Source organism: Streptomyces sp. NPDC097640 (assembly GCF_040302705.1).
Classification (GTDB): Bacteria; Actinomycetota; Actinomycetes; order Streptomycetales; family Streptomycetaceae; genus Streptomyces.
Genome location: NZ_JBEOSB010000008.1, coordinates 145142 through 165430 on the forward strand (window position 1 = coordinate 145142; position 20289 = coordinate 165430).

The 20289-nt window shown below is 73.7% G+C and carries 11 protein-coding genes; 7 read left to right on the top strand and 4 right to left on the bottom strand.

Going from position 1 to position 20289, the window contains the following annotated elements; translation table 11 throughout:
* Positions 1–74 precede the first annotated feature (74 nt).
* From ABTY62_RS14530 to ABTY62_RS14540, 3 genes are all read right to left on the bottom strand, one after another.
* Entirely contained in the window at positions 75–1688 is a 1614-nt protein-coding gene (locus ABTY62_RS14530) for an alpha/beta hydrolase (protein ID WP_352129747.1), read from the bottom strand.
* A gap of 109 nt (positions 1689–1797) precedes the next feature.
* On the bottom strand, positions 1798–3318 hold the full coding sequence (locus ABTY62_RS14535; protein ID WP_352129748.1) for an alpha/beta hydrolase: 1521 nt from the start codon (positions 3316–3318) through the stop codon (positions 1798–1800).
* A gap of 118 nt (positions 3319–3436) precedes the next feature.
* Complete coding sequence (locus tag ABTY62_RS14540) at positions 3437–6331, bottom strand: flippase-like domain-containing protein (RefSeq protein WP_502997461.1); 2895 nt, start codon at positions 6329–6331, stop codon at positions 3437–3439.
* A gap of 185 nt (positions 6332–6516) precedes the next feature.
* Here ABTY62_RS14540 and ABTY62_RS14545 point away from each other — a divergent pair, with 185 nt between their 5' ends.
* The 5 genes from ABTY62_RS14545 (at position 6517) to nudC (ending at position 17016) form a co-directional block, all read left to right on the top strand.
* Positions 6517–6909 carry an MGMT family protein gene (locus tag ABTY62_RS14545; protein WP_352129749.1) on the top strand — a complete coding sequence of 131 codons (393 nt, stop codon included), beginning with the start codon at positions 6517–6519 and terminating at the stop codon, positions 6907–6909.
* Positions 6910–7065: 156 nt separating this feature from the next.
* The gene (locus ABTY62_RS14550) at positions 7066–10815 is read left to right on the top strand and encodes an ATP-dependent helicase (RefSeq protein WP_502997462.1); all 3750 of its coding nucleotides are present in this window, start codon (positions 7066–7068) and stop codon (positions 10813–10815) included.
* Positions 10816–10987: 172 nt separating this feature from the next.
* The gene (locus ABTY62_RS14555) at positions 10988–14563 is read left to right on the top strand and encodes an ATP-dependent helicase (protein WP_352129750.1); all 3576 of its coding nucleotides are present in this window, start codon (positions 10988–10990) and stop codon (positions 14561–14563) included.
* Between the two features lie 62 nt (positions 14564–14625).
* Positions 14626–16029 (top strand): dipeptidase, encoded by a 1404-nt coding sequence (locus tag ABTY62_RS14560; RefSeq protein WP_352129751.1) that lies wholly within the window; start codon positions 14626–14628, stop codon positions 16027–16029.
* 51 nt (positions 16030–16080) lie between these two features.
* On the top strand, positions 16081–17016 hold the full coding sequence (gene nudC, locus ABTY62_RS14565) for an NAD(+) diphosphatase (RefSeq protein ID WP_311729736.1): 936 nt from the start codon (positions 16081–16083) through the stop codon (positions 17014–17016).
* A gap of 69 nt (positions 17017–17085) precedes the next feature.
* On the opposite strand, the gene ABTY62_RS14570 is transcribed toward nudC, so the two are convergent.
* Complete coding sequence (locus tag ABTY62_RS14570; protein WP_352129752.1) at positions 17086–17328, bottom strand: mycoredoxin; 243 nt, start codon at positions 17326–17328, stop codon at positions 17086–17088.
* Positions 17329–17543: 215 nt separating this feature from the next.
* On the opposite strand from ABTY62_RS14570, the gene ABTY62_RS14575 reads away from it, so the two are divergent.
* On the top strand, positions 17544–19820 hold the full coding sequence (locus ABTY62_RS14575; protein ID WP_352129753.1) for an ATP-dependent DNA helicase UvrD2: 2277 nt from the start codon (positions 17544–17546) through the stop codon (positions 19818–19820).
* Positions 19821–19979: 159 nt separating this feature from the next.
* On the top strand, positions 19980–20249 hold the full coding sequence (locus ABTY62_RS14580) for a hypothetical protein (RefSeq protein WP_311729739.1): 270 nt from the start codon (positions 19980–19982) through the stop codon (positions 20247–20249).
* Positions 20250–20289: the final 40 nt, after the last annotated feature.

Below are 20289 nucleotides of genomic sequence, written 5' to 3' on the forward strand. Positions count from 1 at the left end.
GCCGACCCGAGGCTTTTGTGCCACAGGGGCCCGCACCGTCGAGGACGGTGGGGGCCCCTCCCTGTGCACAGGCGCTACGAGCAGACCTTGCCGTCCGCCGGCACCTTCCCGTTCAGCAGGTAGTCGTTCACGGTCTTCGTGGTGCACGTGTTGCCGCCGCCGCCGTTGTACGCGCCGTGGCCCTCGCCCTTGTTGGTGAGCTCCACGCCGACGCCCTTGCCCAGCTCCTGGACCATCTTCCGGGCGCCCTCGTACGGCGTGGCCGGGTCACCGGTGTTGCCCACGACGAGGATCGGAGCCGAGCCCGGGGCGCTGACCTCGGGGTGCTCGGTCTTGCCCGTCACCGGCCAGTCCATGCACGAGAGCATGCCCCAGGCCAGGAACTCGCCGAAGACCGGGGAGGCCTTGCGGTACTCGGGCAGCTTCGCCTTCACATCGGCGACCGTGTAGCGCTGCTTGTCGTCCGCACAGTTGATCGCGACGTTGGCGGCGTTGATGTTGCTGTAGCCGCCGTTCTCGTCGCGGCCGGCCATGGAGTCCGACAGCAGGAGCAGCATGTTGCCCTGCTTGGCCTGGAGGGCCTCGGTCAGCCCCAGCGTCAGGTACTGCCAGGTGTCCTTGCTGTACAGCGCGGCGGCGATGCCGCCCACGGCCTGGTCCTGGGTGAGCTTACGGCCGCTCCTGGTGGGCAGCGGCTGCTTGTCGAGCCTGGCCAGCAGCGCGGTGATCGTCTTCTCGGCCTGGTCGGGGTCGTCGCCGACCGGACAGGCGAGCCCCTTCTTGGCGCAGTCCTTCAGGTAGTTGTCCAGGGCGAGCTGGAACCCCTTCGCCTGGCCGAGGTTGCTCCGCTCCGGGTCCTCGGTCGGGTCGACCACGGCGTCGAAGACGGCGCGCCCCACGTTCTTGGGGTAGAGGTGGGCGTAGACGCCGCCCAGCTCGGTGCCGTAGGAGATGCCGAAGTAGTGCAGCTTCTTGTCGCCGAGCACCTCCCGCATCAGATCCATGTCGCGGGCCGCGCTGACGGTGTCCACATGCGGGAGCACCTTGGCGGAGTTCTTCTCGCACGCGGCTATGAAGTTCTTCTGCTCCGCCGTCGCGGCCGCCGTCTCGGCGGCGTCGTCGGGCGAGCCGTCCACGGCGTCGGAGGCGTCGAGTTCCTTGTCGCTCAGGCACTTCACGCCCGCGCTCTCCCCGACCCCGCGCGGGTCGAAGCTCACCAGGTCGTAGCGGGTGCCCAGGCGTTCGTAGTCGGCGGCGAAGCCGGGGAGGGTGGAGACCCCGGAGCCGCCGGGGCCGCCGAAGTTGAAGATGAGCGAGCCGATCCGCTTGCCCGGATCGGTGGCCTTGGAACGGATCAGGGCGAGGTCGATCGTCTCGCCCTCGGGCTTGGCGTAGTCCAGCGGGGCGCGCAGGGTGGCGCACTGCCAGTCGCTGCCCGGGGCCTCGCCGCTGCCCTGCATGGTGGTCGGTGCGGGGCAGGACTTCCAGTTCAGCTTCTGTCCGGTGAGCGAGGTGGGCAGGCCGGAGGCGGATGGTCCGTCGGACGACGAGGAGGGAGCGGAGGAGGCATTGTCCTTGCTGTTCTCGCCGCCGTTGTCGTCGTTGCAGCCGGCGACGGCGGTGAGTGCGACCACGACGGTCGCGCAGACCAGTGCCCTGGCCCGTATGGTGCGTATGGAACTCGACATAGCCGAGGATCCTATGAGCACGATATGACCTGGAAGGTTCAGGTCCCTTCTCGATTCGGTCACAGGTTCCGGAACGTCGGGTGCGGATTCCGGTACGGAACCGGGCCCGCTAGCCACAGACCTTGCCGTTCGCCGGCACCTTGCCGCGCAGCAGATAGTCGTTGACCGTACGGCGCACACAGGCGTTGCCGCTGTCGTACGCGCCGTGCCCCTCGCCCCGGTACGTCAGCTCCACCCCGACGCCGGGGCCCAGCTCCTGGGCCATCTTGCGGGCGCCCGCGTACGGCGTGGCCGGGTCGCCGGTGTTGCCGACGACCAGGATCGGCGCGGCGCCCGGGGCGCTGACGTCCGGGGTGCGCCAGGCGCCGTGCACCGGCCAGTCGGAGCACTGGGTGAGACCCCAGGCCAGGGAGTCGCCGAAGACCGGGGACGCCTTGCGGAACTCGGCCAGCCTCGCCTTCACATCGGCGACCGTGTAGCGCTGTTTGAAGTCGGCGCAGGTGATGGCGGCGAGCGAGGACTGAAGGGTGCTGTAGCGGCCGTCCGGGCTGCGGCCGTTCATGGCGTCGCCGAGGGCCAGCAGGATCTTGCCGTCGCCCTGTTCGGCGTCCGCCATGCCCTCGGTGAGGTACGGCCAGAAGTCGCGCGAGTACAGCGACTGCGCGATGCCCCCGCCGGCCAGCGACTCGGTCAGCTTGCGCCCGCCGATGCCGGGCAGCGGGCGCTGGTCGAGCTTCTTCAGCAGCCCGCGGATCTCCGCCTGGGTGGGGCAGCTGGAGCCGCCGCCGCCGCTGCCGCCGGCGCACGCCTTCATGTAGTCGCCCAGCGCCAGCTGAAAGCCCTTCGCCTGGCCGAGGGCGCCCTGCTCGGGGTTCTGCGTCGGGTCGACCACGCCGTCGAAGAGCGCGCGCCCCACCTTCTTGGGGAACAGATGGGCGTAGACGCCGCCCAGTTCGGTGCCGTACGAGACGCCGAAGTAGTGCAGCTTCTTGTCGCCGAGGACGCTGCGCATGAGATCCATGTCACGGGCCGCGTTGGCGGTGCCGACATACGGAAGCACTTTTCCGGAGCGCTTCTCACAGGCCGCGGCGAAATTCTTGCCGCGGCCTACAAGGGCGTTCACTTCCGTCTTGTCGTCCGGGGTCGAGTCGGCCGCGAAGAAGGCGTCGAGCTGCTTGTCGCTCAGACATCTCACCCCGCTGCTGAGACCGACCCCGCGCGGATCGAAGCTGACCAGGTCATAGCGGGTGCGCAGCTCCTTGTAGCCCCTCGCGAAAGCGGGCAGGGCCGCGACGCCGGAGCCCCCGGGGCCGCCGAAGTTGAAGATGAGCGAACCGATGCGGCGGCGCTGGTCGGTGGCCCTGGCGCGGATCATGGCGATGCCGAGGGTCTCCCCGTGCGGCTTGCGGTAGTCCAGCGGGACGTGGAGCGTCGCGCACTCCCACTGCTTGCCGGGGGCCTTGGTGGTGGCCCCGTCCTCGCTGTTGTCGGGGGCGTGACAGGTGGACCACTTCAGCTTCTGGTGGGCCGAGGTGTCCGGCCGCTCGTCGCCGCTCGTTCCGCAGCCCACGGCGGCGGCCAGCAGCAGGGCAACGGCGGCCGGCGCACTGGCGCGTACGGGTCGGGACACGGCGCTCTCCGGGGGTGGGGGCGTGGTGCCATCCTCCGGCGCGCCCGGGCCCGGCGCGCGCGGTGCGGGCGTACGGGTGATCCGTGCCCGGGCGCTGAAGGGCTCCGTGCCCGGGCCCCTACAGGGCCTCTTTGCGGGTGAGGTGGGTGAAGGCCAGCCAGCCCGGCAGCACCGGCAGCCAGAAGACCATCAGCCGGAAGAGGAGCACCGCGGGCGCGGCGATCTCGTACGGCAGCCCGGCCAGCGTCAGACCCGCGATCAGCGCCGCCTCGACGGCCCCCACGCCGCCCGGGGTGGGCGCCGCCGACCCGATGGCGTTGCCCGCCAGGAAGACCACCGCGATGCTCGCGTAGCTCATGTCGCCGCCGAACGCCCGGATCGAGGAGTCGAGGCAGAGCACGTTGGCCGCGGTCAGCAGCAGCATCCCGCCGATCCCGGCCAGCAGCTTCCTGGGCCGCTGGAGCACGTCCAGCATGCGCGGGACGACGCCCGCGAACAGGGACCGCAGGCGGGTGGACACAAACTTCCGCAGCACCGGGATCGCGGCCACCACGAGCGCGAGCACCGCGGCCGTCAGCAGCCCGGCGATCACCGTGCGGGACGGTGAGAGGGTCGGGGTGCGCTCGGTCCCGGTGATGTAGCCGAAGGCCAGCAGCAGCAGGATGTGGCTGGCGAGGCCGAACAGCTGGGACGCGCCGACGCTGGCCACCGCCAGCCCGGGCCGCACCCCGGCGCGCTGGAGGAAGCGGGCGTTGAGCGCGACCCCGCCGACCGCGGCGGGCGCCACCAGCTTCACGAACGACGCGGCGACCTGCGCCAGCACGGTGCGGCCGAACGGCACCTTCTCCGGCACGAAGCCGAGCAGGGCCAGCGCCGCCGCGATGTACGTCAGCGCCGAGGACAGCAGGGCGGCGATCACCCAGATCCAGTTGGCCTCGCCGACCACCGTGCCCAGCTTGATGTGGGTGAACTGGGACAGCAGGAAGTACGCGGCGAAGGCGCCCGCGCAGAAGCTGACCAGCGTGCGCGGCTTGATGCGCTCCAGCCGCACCGGCTCTATCGGCGCCTGCGGCCTGATCAGCAGCACCTGGCGGCGGATCTGGGAGAGCAGATCCTCCTCCCTGGCCACCTCCACGGCCTCGTCGATCGCCCGCTTCTCGGCCTGCTTCTCGGCCTTGAGCGCCTTGCGGTCGACCGCCGCCGTGTCCACCCGGCGCCCCGCCTCCTCGGCGGGGACGGCCTTGGCCGCCTCCTCGGCCTGCTTCGCCTCCTTGGCCTCCTTCGCGGCGCGCGAGGCCTCCACGACGGCTTCCCGGTAGCGCTGGGCGCGCTCGCGCGCCAGCTGGCGCAGCGTCGCGCGGGTGCTGCGGTGGAGGGCGAGGGGCTGGAGCAGCGGAAGGCTGTCGGCGACCGCGTCCGGGCCGAGGACCGCGACCGCGGCGGCGACGGACCGCTCCGCGCCGACCCGCAGGCCGAAGGTGGTGAGCAGCTGCGCGACGTCCATCCGCAGCACCACGTCGCCCGCCGCGATCTCGCCGCCGCGCAGATCGGTCAGCACGATGGTGCCGGAGCGGTCCACCAGCAGCGCGTCGCCGTCCAGCCGGCGGTGGGCGATGCGGCGCGACTGGAGGGCCTGGACCTGGCGCCAGGCCCCGGCCATCAGCTCGTCGGTGACCGCCGCGTCGGGCAGCGCGTTGAGCGGGCGGCCGCCGATGTGTTCGTAGACCAGCATCACGGCGTCCGGGCCGAGCTCGGAGGTGGCGATCAGCTTCGGCGCGTTGGCGCCGGCCGCGATGGCCGCGTAGGACAGCAGCGCCTCCTGTTCGAGGGCTTGGCGCAGCGACTGGAGGCTGCGCGGCGGGGTGATGGTGCGCAGCGTCAGCCGCTGCCAGAGGCGGTAGAAGAAGCCCTGGGCCTGCTGCTCGCGGTCCACGACGGTGACGTCCAGCGGCGGGCCGTCCTCGAGGGTGACCAGATAGCGGCGGCCCCGGTCGTTGTGGTTCCCGTGCTCGCCGTCGGCGGAGTCCTCATACCGCAGCGCGCTGACCGGCGCGAAGCCGACCCGGCGCAGCCCGGCGAGCAGATGCTGGCCGGTGGGGCGCACGTTCGGGGAGCCGACGGCGTACAGCGTGCCGTAGGCCACGGTCCAGCCGATCAGCACCGTGATGATGATCGAGAACGGTGTGGTGTAGCCGCCCACCAGCACCGCGAAGGCGTCGAGCAGCAGCACGAACCACATGGCCACCCGCCAGCGCGGGCGGCGGGCCATGCCGACGGCCGTCATATAGGCGATGACGGGTGCGAGATAGCCGTGGACGGGGTCGCTGAGGGTGCCGCCGGGCGCGGGCTGGGTGAGTGCCTCGCGGATCGAGTCGGGGGCGCCGCGGGCCACCCACAGATCGGTGGCCAGGGACACGCCATGGGCGAGGACGGCGGCCAGCACGCCGTCGGCGATCCGCAGCCCGTCGCGTTTGATCAGCCGCTCGATGGCGAAGGCCATCGGGAGGAGGAGCACCGCGACGCTGGCCGCCAGGCCCGCGAAGTCGATCAGCAGCGTGGGCGCCTGGTTGGCGCCGTGGCCGATGTCCTTCTCCAGGCCGGCGGTGGTGCCGTGGGCGAAGGCCGCGACGGCCAGCACGACGCCGATGCCCAGCATCCCGAGCAGCAGCCGCATCAGGTCGAAGGGGCGGTGGACCCGGGCGGGGAGCAGCGGCTCGTCGCCCGACACGCGGTCGACGGGCGGCTGGGGGTTGTCGCAGTCGTGCATCTCGGAGGTCTTGTCGCCGGTCTCGCGAGCTTCAGGAGCCTCAGGGGTCTCGGGAGCCTCAGGGGCGGACGGCTCCGGCTCGGGCGCCTCGGGCCGTGACGCTTCGTGGTCGGACGTCTCTGGCTTCGGCTCTCGCTTCGAGGGCTCTCGCTTCTTGGCGCGGGGCAGCGCCTTGGGGGAGCGGGCCTCCCCTTCCGGAGGCTGCGCACCCTGCTGCTCGGCCGTCTCTTCTTGATCTCGTATCACCAGTCACCGCCCGGAAGATGGTGGCATGCCCGGGCTGAGCAGGTGGGCATCAGGGTGCATATCGGGGACGTGAAATTCGGATGGTACGTCGCGTATGGGGTTTGCGCACGCTTGATGGCCGGGTCGGGGGAGAACGCTGTGGAACACCGGCGGGGCTGTCGGTGGGGTGCGGCAGGATGTACCGGATGAGCCGGATTCCCGATCAGAGCGGTGAGCACGCCGAGGGCGAGCGGACGGGGGACGCGCACCAGCTGCCCGACTACGCGGAGCGAGTGCTGGAGGTCGCCGAGCTGATTCCGCCCGGCCGGGTGATGACCTATGGCGATGTTGCCGAATGGCTGGACGAGGGTGGCCCGCGGCAGGTCGGCCGCGTCATGGCGCTCTACGGCGGCGCCGTGCCCTGGTGGCGCGTGGTGCGCGCGGACGGCGCGCTGCTGCCCGGCCATGAGCTGCGGGCGCTCGGCCACTACCGGCAGGAGGGCACGCCGCTGCGCGAGGCGGCGCGCTCGGCCGAGGGCCATCTGCCGCGCATCGACATGGCCCGGGCCCGCTGGGACGGCGGGGCCGGTGCGGACTGACCCCGGGCCGCACGTCCGCCGGCCGCCTGGCCGGCGGGGCCCATGCCGAAGCGGCGCGGCGCGCCCGCGGCCGTATCCACAGCCATTCGGGTGACGCCCCGCGTCACATGAGAGGCTGTGCCGCACCCAGCACACCCACCAGGACCGGCGATCCACGTGAGCTCCTCCTCCTCGTCCGTTCCGCGCCAGCGGCAGGCCCGACAGCCGTCCTCACGGCAGCCGTCCCCGGGCACGTACCGGCTGGTCCGCACCCGGCCGGACCCGGTGGCGCCGCCTGCGCTGGACGCACGGCAGCGCGCCGTGGTCGACCACCCCGGCGGCCCGCTGCTGGTGCTGGCCGGTCCGGGCACGGGGAAGACGACGACGCTGGTGGAGGCGGTGACCGAGCGGGTGCGGGGCGGTGCGGACCCCGAGCGGATCCTCGTGCTCACCTTCAGCCGCAAGGCGGCGGTCGAGCTGCGCGATCGGATGGCGGCGCGCCTGGGGGGCGCCCGCGGACCGCAGGCCACGACCTTCCACTCTTTCTGTTATGCCCTGGTCCGCGCCTACCAGGACATGGACATTTTCGCCGATCCGATGCGTTTGCTGTCGGGTCCCGAGCAGGACGTCGTGGTCCGCGAGCTGCTCGCCGGCCAGGCGGAGCTGGAGCGCGAGGGGCGCGCCGCAGTCCGCTGGCCGGACGAGCTGCGCGCCTGCCTGACCACCCGCGGCTTCGCCGACGAGGTGCGCGCGGTGCTCGCGCGCAGCCGGGAGCTGGGGCTCGACCCCGGCGCGCTGGGGGACTTCGCGGCGCGCCAGGGGCGGCCGGACTGGCGCGCGGCGGCGGCCTTCCTCGCCGAGTACCTGGATGTGCTGGACGCGCAGGGGGTGCTGGACTACGCGGAGCTGGTGCACCGGGCCGTGCTGCTCGCCGAGGGCCCCGGCGCGGCGGCGGAGCTGGCCGCGCGCTACGACGCCGTCTTCGTCGACGAGTACCAGGACACGGACGTGGCCCAGCTGCGGCTGCTGCGCGCGCTGGCGGGCGGCGGCAGGACGCTGGTCGCCTTCGGCGACCCGGACCAGTCGATCTACGCCTTCCGCGGCGCCGACGTGGGCGGCATCCTCGACTTCCCCCACAGCTTCCCGCGGCGGGACGGCCGGCCGGCCCCCGTCGGGGTCCTCACCACCTCCCGCCGCTCCGGCGCTGCGCTGCTCGCGGCCACCCGCCTGATCACCCACCGGATGCCGCTGACCCGCCTCCCGGCGGCCGCGGTGCGCGCCCACCGGGAGCTCGCGCCCGCCCGCGCGGGCGGCCGCGTGGAGGCGTACACGTATCCGACCGCGGGCTCCGAGCTCGACAACATCGCCGACATCCTGCGCCGCGCCCATCTGGAGGACGGCGTTCCGTGGCGCGAGATGGCCGTGCTGGTGCGCGCCGGAGGCCGCTCGCTCCCCGGCGTCCGCCGCGCCCTGACCTCGGCGGGCGTGCCCGTGGAGGTCGACGGCGACGACATCCCCCTGCGCCACGAGCCCGCGGTGGCCCCCCTCCTCACCGCCCTGCGCGCCGCCGCGACGGCCGCGCTGCGGGGGCCCATGGGGCGGGGCGGGCCCATGGCGGCTCGCCGCCACGGGCCCGCCGGGCCCGCAGGAGCGCCGGCTTCCCCCGCCCCGGGCGAGGCCGAGGCCGCGGACGCGGCCGGTGCTGCACGGGGCCTCGCGCCTGGCGACCTCGGGCTGACCGACGCCGCGGTGGTCGACCTTGCCTACTCGGAGGCCGCCCCGGCGGATGTCGCCCCGGTCGATTCCGGTCCGGCGGAGGCCGGAGGAAGGGTGCGCGCGGCCGGCCCGTCGCCCGAGCCGACGGCTGGCGGCCGAGCGTCCGAAGAGCTCGCAGGGGCGGCGGCTTCCCCCGGCGAGACCGCGGACGCGGCCGGTGCCGCCGGCCCGGGGTTGGCCGACGCGGCCGTGCCCGGCGCGGACGCGGGCGCGCCGTCTGCCGGGGGGCCGGGCGCTGGTGGGCGTCCCGGGGCCGCGGGCGGCGCCGGGAACGCCGCCGGTCTCGACGTCGAGACCGCGCTCACCCTGCTCACCTCGCCCCTCGGGGGCATGGACGCGGCCGATCTTCGGCGGCTGGGCCGGGCCCTGCGGGAGGAGGAGCGGGCCGCGGGGCGGGGGGTGCCGCGCCCCTCCGACGTCCTGCTCGCCGAGGCGCTCGCCGAGCCCGAGCGGCTGGTCGCGCACGACCCGGCGTACGCGCGCGGCGCGCAGCGGCTCGGCCTGCTGCTGGGCAAGGCGCGCGAACTGCTCGCGGGCGGCGGCACCGCGGAGCAGGCGCTGTGGGAGCTGTGGGACGGCACGCCCTGGCCGCAGCGGCTGGAGCGGGCCGCCCACCGCGGCGGCGCCGCCGGGCGCAACGCGGACCGCGACCTGGACGCGGTGTGCGCGCTGTTCGAGACCGCCGCGCGCGCGGAGGAGCGCGTCGGCGGCCGCGGCGCGCTCAACTTCCTGGAGGAGATCGACGCACAGGACATCGCGGCCGACACCCTCTCCCGCCGTCTGGTCCGCCCCGACGCCGTACGGCTGATGACCGCGCACCGCTCCAAGGGCCTGGAGTGGCGGCTGGTCGTGGTGGCGGGGTTGCAGGAGGGGCTCTGGCCCGATCTGCGGCGCCGTGGCTCGCTGCTGGAGGCGGACCGGATCGGCCGGGACGGGCTGGCCGAGCCGCTGCCCGCGGGGGCGCTGCTGGCCGAGGAGCGGCGGCTGTTCTACGTCGCGGCGACGCGGGCCAAGGAGCGGCTCGTGGTCACGGCCGTCAGGGCCGCCGCGGAGGACGGGGACCAGCCCTCCCGGTTCCTGGCCGAGCTGGGCGTCGAGCCGGTGGACGTCACGCAGCGCCCGCGCCGCCCGCTGTCGGTCGCGGCGCTGGTCGCCGAGTTGCGCGCCACCACCGTCGACCCGGCGGCCCCCGACGCCCTGCGGGACGCCGCCGCGCGCCGCCTCGCGCGGCTGGCGGCGCTGCGCGACGAAGACGGTCAGCCGCTCGTCCCTTCGGCGCACCCCTACCGCTGGTGGGGGCTGTACGAGCCGACGCACAGCGAGGTGCCGCTGCGCGACCGCGACCGCCCCGTGGCGCTGTCCGGCAGCGCGCTCGACCAGCTGGTCAACACCTGCTCGCTCCAGTGGTTCCTGGGCCGGGAGGTGAAGGCCGACACCCCGGCGACGGCCGCCCAGGGCTTCGGCAACGTCGTCCACGTCCTGGCCGACGAGGTGGCGTCCGGCCGCACCCCGGCCGATCTCGCGGTCCTCATGGAGCGGCTGGACTCCGTATGGGAGGCGCTGGCCTTCGACGCGCCCTGGAAGTCGCGGCAGGAGAAGGAGCAGGCGCGGGGGGCGCTCGAACGCTTTCTGCGCTGGCATGTGATGGAGCGCGGCGGCCGCACCCCGGTGGCCACGGAGCACGAGTTCGACGTCACCTTGGAGGCGGACGCCTATCTGGTGCGGATCCGCGGCAGCATGGACCGGGTCGAGGCGGACGGGGAAGGCCGCGCCTATGTTGTCGACTTCAAGACGGGCAAGCAGTCGGTGACCCGTGACGCCGTCGCCCACCATCCCCAGCTGGCCGTGTACCAGCTGGCGGTGCGGGAGGGCGCGGTCGACGGCCTGTTCGCGGATGGCCGCCCCGAGCCGGGCGGCGCGGAGCTCGTACAGCTGCGGCAGGGCGCGGCCCGTAAGGAGGGCGGGGACACCGCGCCCAAAGTGCAGGCGCAGGAGCCGTTGCAGGGGGAGTGGGTGGGCGAGCTGCTGGCCGCGGCGGCCGGGCGCGTCCTCGACGAGCGCTTCTCCCCGAGCGCGGGCGACCACTGCAACCGCTGCTCGTTCCGCGGGGCGTGCAGCGCGCGGGCGGAGGGGCGGCACGTCGTGGAGTGAGTGAGTGAGTGAGTGAGCGCGCGAGCGATGTGGCGTTCGCTACACCGGTTCTGATTGATTCTGGTTGCTGCCGATTGATGCCGATCGGTCCCGTCCGCTGGGGCCCGCGTACGGACCGGCGCCGACCTCGGTGTTGACGTCGGTGTCAGCGGGCGCGGATAGCCTCACTGGAATGTCCGCCCGCATCACCGACCCCGAGCAGCTCAAGGAGCTCCTCGGTATTCCGTTCACCCCGGAGCAGATCGCGTGCATCACCGCGCCCCCCGCCCCTCAGGTGATCGTGGCCGGAGCGGGCTCGGGCAAGACCACGGTGATGGCCGCGCGGGTGGTGTGGCTGGTGGGCACCGGGCAGGTCGCCCCGGAGCAGGTGCTCGGCCTCACGTTCACCAACAAGGCGGCCGGGGAACTGTCGGAGCGGGTGCGGAAGGCGCTGGTCAATGCGGGGGTGACGGACCCGGAGCCGGTGCCGCCGGGGGCCGCGCGGAGCGCCGGGGCCGAAACCACCGCGGGCGAGCCGCACATCTCCACCTACCACGCCTTCGCCGGGCAGCTGCTCAAGGAGCACGGGCTGCGCATCGGCCTCGAACCGGGCGCCCGGCTGCTCGCCGACGCCACCCGCTTCCAGCTCGCCGCGCGCGTGCTGCGCACCGCCCCTGGGCCGTTCCCGGCCCTCACCCGCCCCTTCGCCGACCTGGTCACGGATCTGCTCGCGCTCGACGCCGAGCTGGCCGAACACCTCGTCCCCGCCGAGCGGCTGCGCGCGTACGACACCGAGCTGCTGCGCACCCTCGACGGGGTGAAGCTGACCAACGCCGAGCTGCGCAAGGTGCCCGAGGCCGCCCACGCCCGCCTCGAACTCCTGCGCCTCGTCGAGACGTACCGGGCGGACAAGCGCGGTCGCGATCTGCTGGACTTCGGCGACCAGATCGCGCTCTCCGCCACCCTGGCCGGCACCCGCCCGGAGGTCGGCCGGATCCTGCGCGAGCAGTTCGCGGTCGTCCTCCTGGACGAATACCAGGACACCTCGGTCGCCCAGCGCCTGCTGCTCTCCGGCCTCTTCGGCGGCGGCACCGGCCACGCCGTCACCGCCGTCGGCGACCCCTGCCAGGCCATCTACGGCTGGCGCGGCGCGTCCGTGGCCAACCTCGACGACTTCCCCGAGCACTTCCCGCACGCCGACGGCAGCCCCGCGCGCCGCTTCGCGCTGAGCGAGAACCGCCGCAGCGGCGGCCGCCTCCTGGACCTCGCCAACGGGCTCGCCGCGCCCCTGCGCGCCATGCACGAGGGCGTCGAGGCGCTGCGCCCCGCCCCCGGCGCCGAGCGGGACGGCGTGGTGCGCTGCGCGCTGCTGCCCACCCACGCCGAGGAGCTGACCTGGCTCGCCGACTCCATCGCCCACCTGGTGCGCACCGGCACCCCGCCCGGCGAGATCGCGGTGCTGTGCCGTACGGCCGGCGACTTCGCCCGGATCCAGGGCGCCCTGGTGGAGCGGGAGGTCCCGGTGGAGGTCGTCGGCCTCTCCGGGCTGCTGCACCTCCCCGAGGTCGCCGACCTGGTGGCCGTCTGCGAGGTGCTCCAGGACCCGGGCGCCAACGCCGCTCTGGTGCGCCTGCTGACCGGCCCCCGCTGGCGGATCGGCCCCCGCGACCTGGCGCTGCTCGGCCGCCGCGCCCGCGCGCTCGTACGGTACGGGGCGGCGGGGCCGACGGCAGACGCAGATGGGGGCGAGGACTCCGACCGCCGGCTCGCCGAGGCCGTCGAGGGTGTGGACCCCGCCGAGATCGTCTCGCTCGCCGACGCCCTGGACACCTTCCTCACCCCGGACGGCCCGGACGACGGGCTGCCGTTCTCGGCCGAGGCCCGGATCCGCTTCGCCCGCCTCGCCGCCGAACTGCGCGAGCTGCGCCGCTCGCTGGGCGACCCTCTGATGGACGTGCTCCACCGGGTGCTGGCCGCCACCGGCCTGGAGGTCGAGCTGTCCGCCTCGCCCCAGGCCCTGGCCGCCCGCCGCCGGGAGACGCTCGGCAACTTCCTCGACGTCGCGGCGGGCTTCGCGGCCCTGGACGGCGAGGCCACGCTGCTCGCGTTCCTCGGCTTTCTGCGCACGGCCGCGCAGTACGAGAAGGGGCTCGACAACTCCCTCCCCGGCGGGGAGAACACGGTCAAGGTGCTCACCGCGCACAAGTCCAAGGGTCTTGAGTGGGACGTGGTGGCGGTGCCCGGTCTCGTCGCCAAGCAGTTCCCCAGCGACCAGGCCCGCGAGTCCTGGACGGCGAACGCGCGGGTGCTGCCGCACGGGCTGCGCGGCGACGCGGAGACGCTCCCCGAGGTCGCCGACTGGAACGCCAAGGGGCTGACCGCCTTCAAGGAGTCCATGAAGGCGCACCAGAGGACCGAGGAGCTGCGGCTCGGCTATGTGACCTTCACCCGCCCCCGCTCCCTGCTGCTCGGCTCCGGCCACTGGTGGGGGCCCACGCAGAAGCGGCCGCGCGGCCCCTCGGCCTTCCTGGAGGCCCTGCGCGAGCACTGCGAGGCGGGCCACGGCGAGGTGGAGGCGTGGGCGCCGCCCCCGGAGGAGGACGAGGAGAACCCGGCCCTCGAAGCCGCGGCCGCCGACCGCGCCTGGCCGCTGCCCCTCGACCCGGACGCGCTCGCCCGCCGCCGCCGCGCCGCGGATGTGGTGCTGGCGCACCTGGACCGCCTGGAGGCGGCGGAAGGCGAGCCGACCGCGGCGGACGGCCCGTCGGCCCACGACGCGGGACACCCGTCGGCCGACAGCCCCCCGTATGACGACCCTTACGACGACGCGTACGACGACGACGCGTACGACGACCCGTACGACGACCCTTATGGGGAGGACCAGGACCCGTACGACACCAGGGGAGAAGACCGCCCCGACGACGACCTCTGGACAGGCTGGCCCGCCGAAGCCGACACGGACCCCGCCCCAAAGGTGAGGGAGAGGGCGACCGCATCGCCCGGCGGCGGCCTGTCGCCGGAGGAGGCGCGGCTGGTCGGCTCCTGGGACCGGGACCTGGACGCGCTCGCCGGCGAGCTGCGCCGCGCCCGCGCGACCGTCCGCGACGTGCCGATGCCGTACACCCTCAGCGCCTCGCAGCTGCTGCGCCTCGCCGCCGACCCCGACGGCTTCGCGCGGGAGCTGGCCCGCCCCATGCCGCGCCCGCCGCGCCCCGCCGCCCGCCGCGGCACCCGCTTCCACGCCTGGGTGGAGTCGCGCTTCGAGGCGCTGCCGCTCCCGTTCCTCGGCCCGGACGAGCTGCCCGGCGGCGAGGACGACGAGCCGGAGATCGCGAACGAGCGGGACCTGGCCGAGCTCAAGGAGGCGTTCGCGCGCACGCCGTACGCGCGGCGCACCCCTTACCGCGTCGAGGAGCCGTTCCAGCTGGCCCTGGCGGGCCGGACGATCCGGGGCCGGATCGACGCGGTGTACCGGGTGCCGCGGGCCGCCGGGGCCGGGCCGGGCGTGCGGTACGAGATCGTCGACTGGAAGACCGGCCGCTCGCAGGACGCCGACCCGCTCCAGCTGGCGGTCTACCGCCTGGCCTGGGCGGAGCAGCGCGGTCTGCCCCTGTCGGAGGTCTCGGCGGCGTTTCTCTACGTGCGCACCGGCGACGTCGTCCGCCCGGCCGACCTGCCGGGCCGGGCCGGGCTCGAGCGCATCCTGCTCGGCGAGGAGCACGAGCCCCACGCCGAGGAAGCCGAGGAACACGTGACGGAGAACACATAGCGGCGGCGGCCGCGCGTGGACCCCGGCCCTGGCACCCCTCCGGGCCGGATAGGCTCAAGTGCATGAGTAATACCCCGGACACGGACATCGCCGTCCGCACCTACGTGGAAGGCAACCGCGCCGCGTTCCTCGATGATCTCGCCGAGTGGCTGCGCATCCCGTCCGTGTCCGCCGACCCCGCCCGCGCCGATGACGTCCGGCGGAGCGCGGAGTGGCTGGCGGCGAGCCTGACCGCCACGGGGTTCCCGGTGGTCGAGACCTGGCCGACGGCCGGGGCGCCGGCCGTGTTCGCGGAGTGGCCGTCCGGTGATCCGGACGCCCCGACCGTGCTGGTCTACGGGCATCACGACGTCCAGCCCGCCGCCCGGGAGGACGGCTGGCACACCGAGCCCTTCGAGCCCACAGTCAAAGACGGCAGGCTGTACGCGCGCGGCGCCGCCGACGACAAGGGGCAGGTGTTCCTGCACACCCTGGGCGTACGGGCCCACCTCGCGGCGACCGGCCGTACCGCCCCCGCGGTCAACCTGAAGCTGATCGTCGAGGGCGAGGAGGAGTCCGGCTCGCCGCACTTCGCCGAGCTGATCCAGGCCCACGCCGACCGGCTCGCCTGTGACACCGTGATCGTCTCCGACACCGGGATGTGGTCCGAGGACACCCCGACCGTCTGCACGGGCATGCGCGGCCTCGCGGACTGCCAGATCGATCTCTACGGCCCCGACCAGGACATCCACTCCGGCTCGTTCGGCGGCGCGGTCCCGAACCCGGCCACCGAGGCGGCCCGGCTGGCCGCCGCCCTGCACGACGCCGACCGCCGCGTCGCCATCCCCGGCTTCTACGACGGGGTCGTGGAGCTGACCGACCGCGAGCGCGAGCTGTTCGCCGAGCTGCCCTTCGACGAGGGCGCCTGGCTGCGCTCGGCGCACTCGCACGCCACGCTCGGCGAGGCGGGCCACACCACCCTGGAGCGGATCTGGGCCCGTCCGACCGCGGAGGTCAACGGGATCGGCGGGGGTTACCAGGGGCCGGGCGGCAAGACGATCGTGCCGTCGTACGCCCAGCTGAAGCTGTCCTTCCGGCTGGTGGCGGGCCAGGACGCGGACAAGCTCGAGCCGGCGGTCCGGGAGTGGGTCGCGGCCCGGCTCCCGGCGGGCATCCGCCATGAGATCGCCTTCGGGAACGCGACCCGCCCCTGTCTGACCCCCCTCGACCACCCGGCGCTCCAGTCGCTGGCGCGGGCCATGGAGCGGGCCTTCGGCACCGGGATCCGCTTCACCCGGGAGGGCGGCTCGGGCCCGGCCGCCGATCTTCAGGAGGTGCTCGGGGCGCCGGTGCTCTTCCTGGGCATCTCGGTGCCCTCCGACGGCTGGCACGCGCCGAACGAGAAGGTCGAGCTCGACCTGCTCATGAAGGGCGCCGAGACGGCCGCGTACCTGTGGTGCGATCTCGCGGAGAGACGCCCCGTGTAGCACGCATATGTATGTAAGAAACCCGTTCCTCAGGGGGAGTTGGAAGCAGCCGTGACCACCTGGACCGATCGCACCGACGACTTGCCGATCGCCCTCAGCGGCGCGAGCGGCATCGACCGTGCCGCGCACCACCGTCTGGACGAGGCGTGGCTGGCCGCGGCGTGGAGCCACCCGACGACGCGGGTCTTCGTGGTCTCCGGCGGCCAGGCGCTGGTCGACGACACCTCCGACGGGCGCACCGAGCTCGTCATGACCCCGTCCTTCGAGGCCCCGCTCACCGAGAACCACCGCTACTTCCTGGGCACCGACGACGACGGGGTGCGCTACTTCGCGCTCCAGAAGGACGCGCTGCCGGGCCGGATGGACCAGTCGGCGCGCCCTGCGGGGCTGCGGGAGGCGGGCGCGCTGCTGTCGGCGCGGGACGCCGGGCTGCTGGTGCACGCGGTGGCGCTGGAGAACTGGCAGCGGCTGCACCGCTTCTGCTCGCGCTGCGGCGAGCGCACGGTGATCGCGGCGGCGGGGCACATCCGCCGCTGCCCGGCCTGCGGGGCCGAGCACTATCCGCGGACGGACCCGGCCGTGATCATGCTGGTGACCGACGAGCAGGACCGGGCGCTGCTGGGCCGCCAGATGCACTGGCCCGAGGGGCGCTTCTCGACGCTCGCGGGCTTCGTCGAGCCGGGCGAGTCGATCGAACATGCCGTGGTGCGCGAGGTGGCGGAGGAGGCGGGCGTCACGGTCGGCCAGGTCGAGTATGTGGCCAGCCAGCCGTGGCCGTTCCCGTCCAGCCTGATGCTCGGCTTCATGGCGCGCGCCACCACCTCCCGGATCCAGGTGGACGGGGAGGAGATCCACGAGGCGCGCTGGTTCTCGCGGGACGAGCTGCGGGCCGCGTTCAAGTCCGGGGAGGTGCTCCCTCCGTCGGGTATCTCGATCGCGGCCCGTCTCATCGAGCTCTGGTACGGGGAGCCACTGCCCAGGGCCTGAGCCCGCGCCCGAGGTCGCGCCCGAGGCCGGGTGCGAGCCCGGGTGTGAGGCTGGGCACAGGCGCCGGGCTCAGGCGCCGACCTTCGCCTTGACCTGGGCGAGGGAGGGGTTGGTCAGGGTCGAGCCGTCGGCGAAGAGCACGGTGGGCACCGTCTGGTTGCCGCCGTTCGCCTTCTCGACGAAGGCCGCCGACTCCGGGTCCTGCTCGATGTTGACCTCGGTGTACGCGATTCCCTCGCGGTCCATCTGGCTCTTCAGCCGGCGGCAGTAGCCGCACCAGGTGGTGCTGTACATCGTCACAGTGCCGGACATCGGTCCTACTCTCCTTGGGGCTCGGCCTCTCCGTGAGGCTCGGCATGATGGCAGTGGTGGAACGTCCGCCCGGCCCCGGAGATTCCCCCGCCGCCGCGCGACCCTCGCCGCCGTGCGACGGGACACACCCCGTCCCCAGGCAGATGAGATGACCGGGCGGTCACGGCTGTGGACAACCGTCCCGGCGGTCTCAGCGGACCTGGCAGCATGGCGGGGTGACAGCAGCAACGCCCTCCCCTCTCTTCCCGCGAGTGCCCACGCCGGCCGAGTACGCGGCGGTTCCGCGCGACGCCGACGCGGTGCTCGAAGGGCTCGACCCGGAGCAGCGCGAGGTGGCCACGGCCCTCCAGGGCCCGGTGTGCGTGCTGGCCGGAGCCGGCACGGGCAAGACCCGTGCCATCACCCACCGGATCGCCTACGGGGTGCGTGCGGGAGTCTTCCAGCCCGCGAGCGTGCTCGCCGTCACCTTCACCAACCGCGCGGCGGGGGAGATGCGCGGGCGGCTGCGGCAGCTGGGCGCGGGCGGGGTGCAGGCACGCACCTTCCACTCGGCCGCGCTGCGCCAGCTCCAGTACTTCTGGCCCAAGGCGGTGGGCGGCGAGGTGCCGCGGCTGGCGGAGCGCAAGGTGCAGCTGGTCGCGGAAGCCGCGGCGCGCTGCCGGGTCCGGCTGGACCGCAATGAGCTGCGGGATGTGACGGGCGAGATCGAGTGGTCGAAGGTCACCCAGACCGTGCCCGAGGACTATCCGGCCGCGGCCGCCAAGTCCGGCCGGGAGGCCCCGCGCGACGCCGCCGAGATCGCCCGGATCTACGGCATGTACGAGCAGCTCAAGCGCGAGCGCGGGGTGATCGACTTCGAGGATGTGCTGCTGCTGACGGTCGGGGTGCTCCAGGAGCGGCATGACATCGCCGACCAGGTGCGCCGCCAGTACCAGCACTTCGTGGTCGACGAATACCAGGACGTCAGCCCACTCCAGCAGCGGCTGCTCGAGCTGTGGCTCGGCGACCGGGAGACCCTGTGCGTGGTCGGCGACGCCAGCCAGACCATCTACTCCTTCACCGGCGCCACCCCCGACCATCTGCTGAACTTCCGCACCCGCCACCCGGGTGCCACGGTCGTCAAGCTGGTCCGCGACTACCGCTCCACGCCCCAGGTCGTGCACTTGGCCAACGGGGTGCTGGCCCAGGCCCGGGGCCGGGCGGCCGAGCACCGGCTGGAGCTGGTGTCGCAGCGCGAGCCGGGACCCGACCCGGTCTATTCGGCCTACGCGGACGAGCCGGCCGAGGCCGAGGGGGTGGCCCGCAGGATCCGCGAGCTGATCACCCCCGTGGAGCGGGGCGGCGGCGGGATCCCGGCGAGCGAGGTCGCCATCCTCTACCGGGTCAACGCGCAGTCGGAGGTGTACGAGCAGGCGCTGGCCGATGCCCAGGTGCCCTACCAGCTGCGCGGCGCCGAGCGGTTCTTCGAGCGCCCCGAGGTGCGTGAGGCCGGGCTGCTGCTGCGCGGCGCGGCCCGCGCGGGAAGCGCCGACCCCGCGCTGACGGACGCGGATGTCCCCTCCCAGGTGCGGGCCGTGCTGGGCACCCGCGGCTGGACGCCGGAGCCCCCGGCCGGGTCGGGCGCGGTGCGGGACCGCTGGGAGTCCCTGGCGGCGCTGGTGCGGCTGGCCGAGCAGTTCTGCGCGGGCCGTCTGGCGGAGGGCCACCAGGTCACCCTGGCCCACCTGGTGGCGGAGCTCGACGAGCGGGCGGCCGCCCAGCACGCGCCCACGGTGGAGGGTGTGACACTCGCCTCACTGCACGCCGCCAAGGGGTTGGAGTGGGACGCGGTCTTTCTGGTCGGGCTCACCGAGGGCATGGTGCCCATCACCTACGCCAAGACCGACGCGCAGGTGGAGGAGGAGCGTCGGCTGCTCTATGTGGGGGTCACCCGCGCCCGCCGCCATCTGGCCCTCTCCTGGGCCCTCTCGCGCTCTCCCGGGGGCCGCGCGAACCGCCGCCCCAGCCGTTTTCTGAACGGGCTGCGCCCCGGCTCCGCGGCCTCCGTCCCCCGCGCTCCGGGCGGGGGCGGCGGCATCGAGCGCGGCGGCAGCGGCGGCGCGACCGGCCCGGTCCGCAAGCGGCGTGTCCCGGTCCACTGCCGGGTCTGCGGCAGGACGCTGACGGACGGGGGCGAGATGAAGCTGAGGCGCTGCGAGGACTGCCCCTCCGAGATGGACGAGGCGCTGTACGAGCGGCTGCGGGAGTGGCGGGCCGAGCAGGCCGGACAGCTGAGTCAGCCCGCCTATTGCGTCTTCACCGACAAGACGCTGCTGGCGATCGCCGAGGCCGTGCCGGGAACCGAAGGGGAGCTTGCCGGCATCCCTGGGGTGGGGAGGCGGAAGCTCGACAAGTTCGGTGCCGACGTCCTCATGCTCTGCTCCGGGCGGGAACTCACCCGAGTGGAGGATGCCGACGGGACCGGCGGAAGTGGTCCCGAAGACACCGCGTAAAACTCGACGGAAAAATAGTTTGCGCGCGCGGAGCGCATACCCATAGCCTTCCGAGCACGGAGACAACGGCCCTTCCGGGATCCGATGAATCCGTGTTGTACTGAACTAGCCGGACCGGATTCGAGACGGTCCCTGAGACGCCGAGAGGAGGCGAGCCCAATGATCAGCTTCATGAAGACCATCAAAATGACCGATCGTTCGGTCGTCGCCGCCTGCCCGCTCGGCTTTGAACTGCCTGGCACCGGTCTGTCCACCGGCGCCAATGAAGCACGTCTCAGCGAGCGACCGATCCAGGCACCTGCGGTAGCAGCGACCGCGCGGGCGATTGCCTATGCGTTTGCGGCCAATGGTGCCGGATCCCGGACGACGCAGCAGCACCACCAGAAGTGGGCCCTCCGCGGGCTTGGACCCTGGAGTTATCCAGCCTGATCCACGATCAGGTCGGCACCTTCCAGGGCCGCGGAACCCA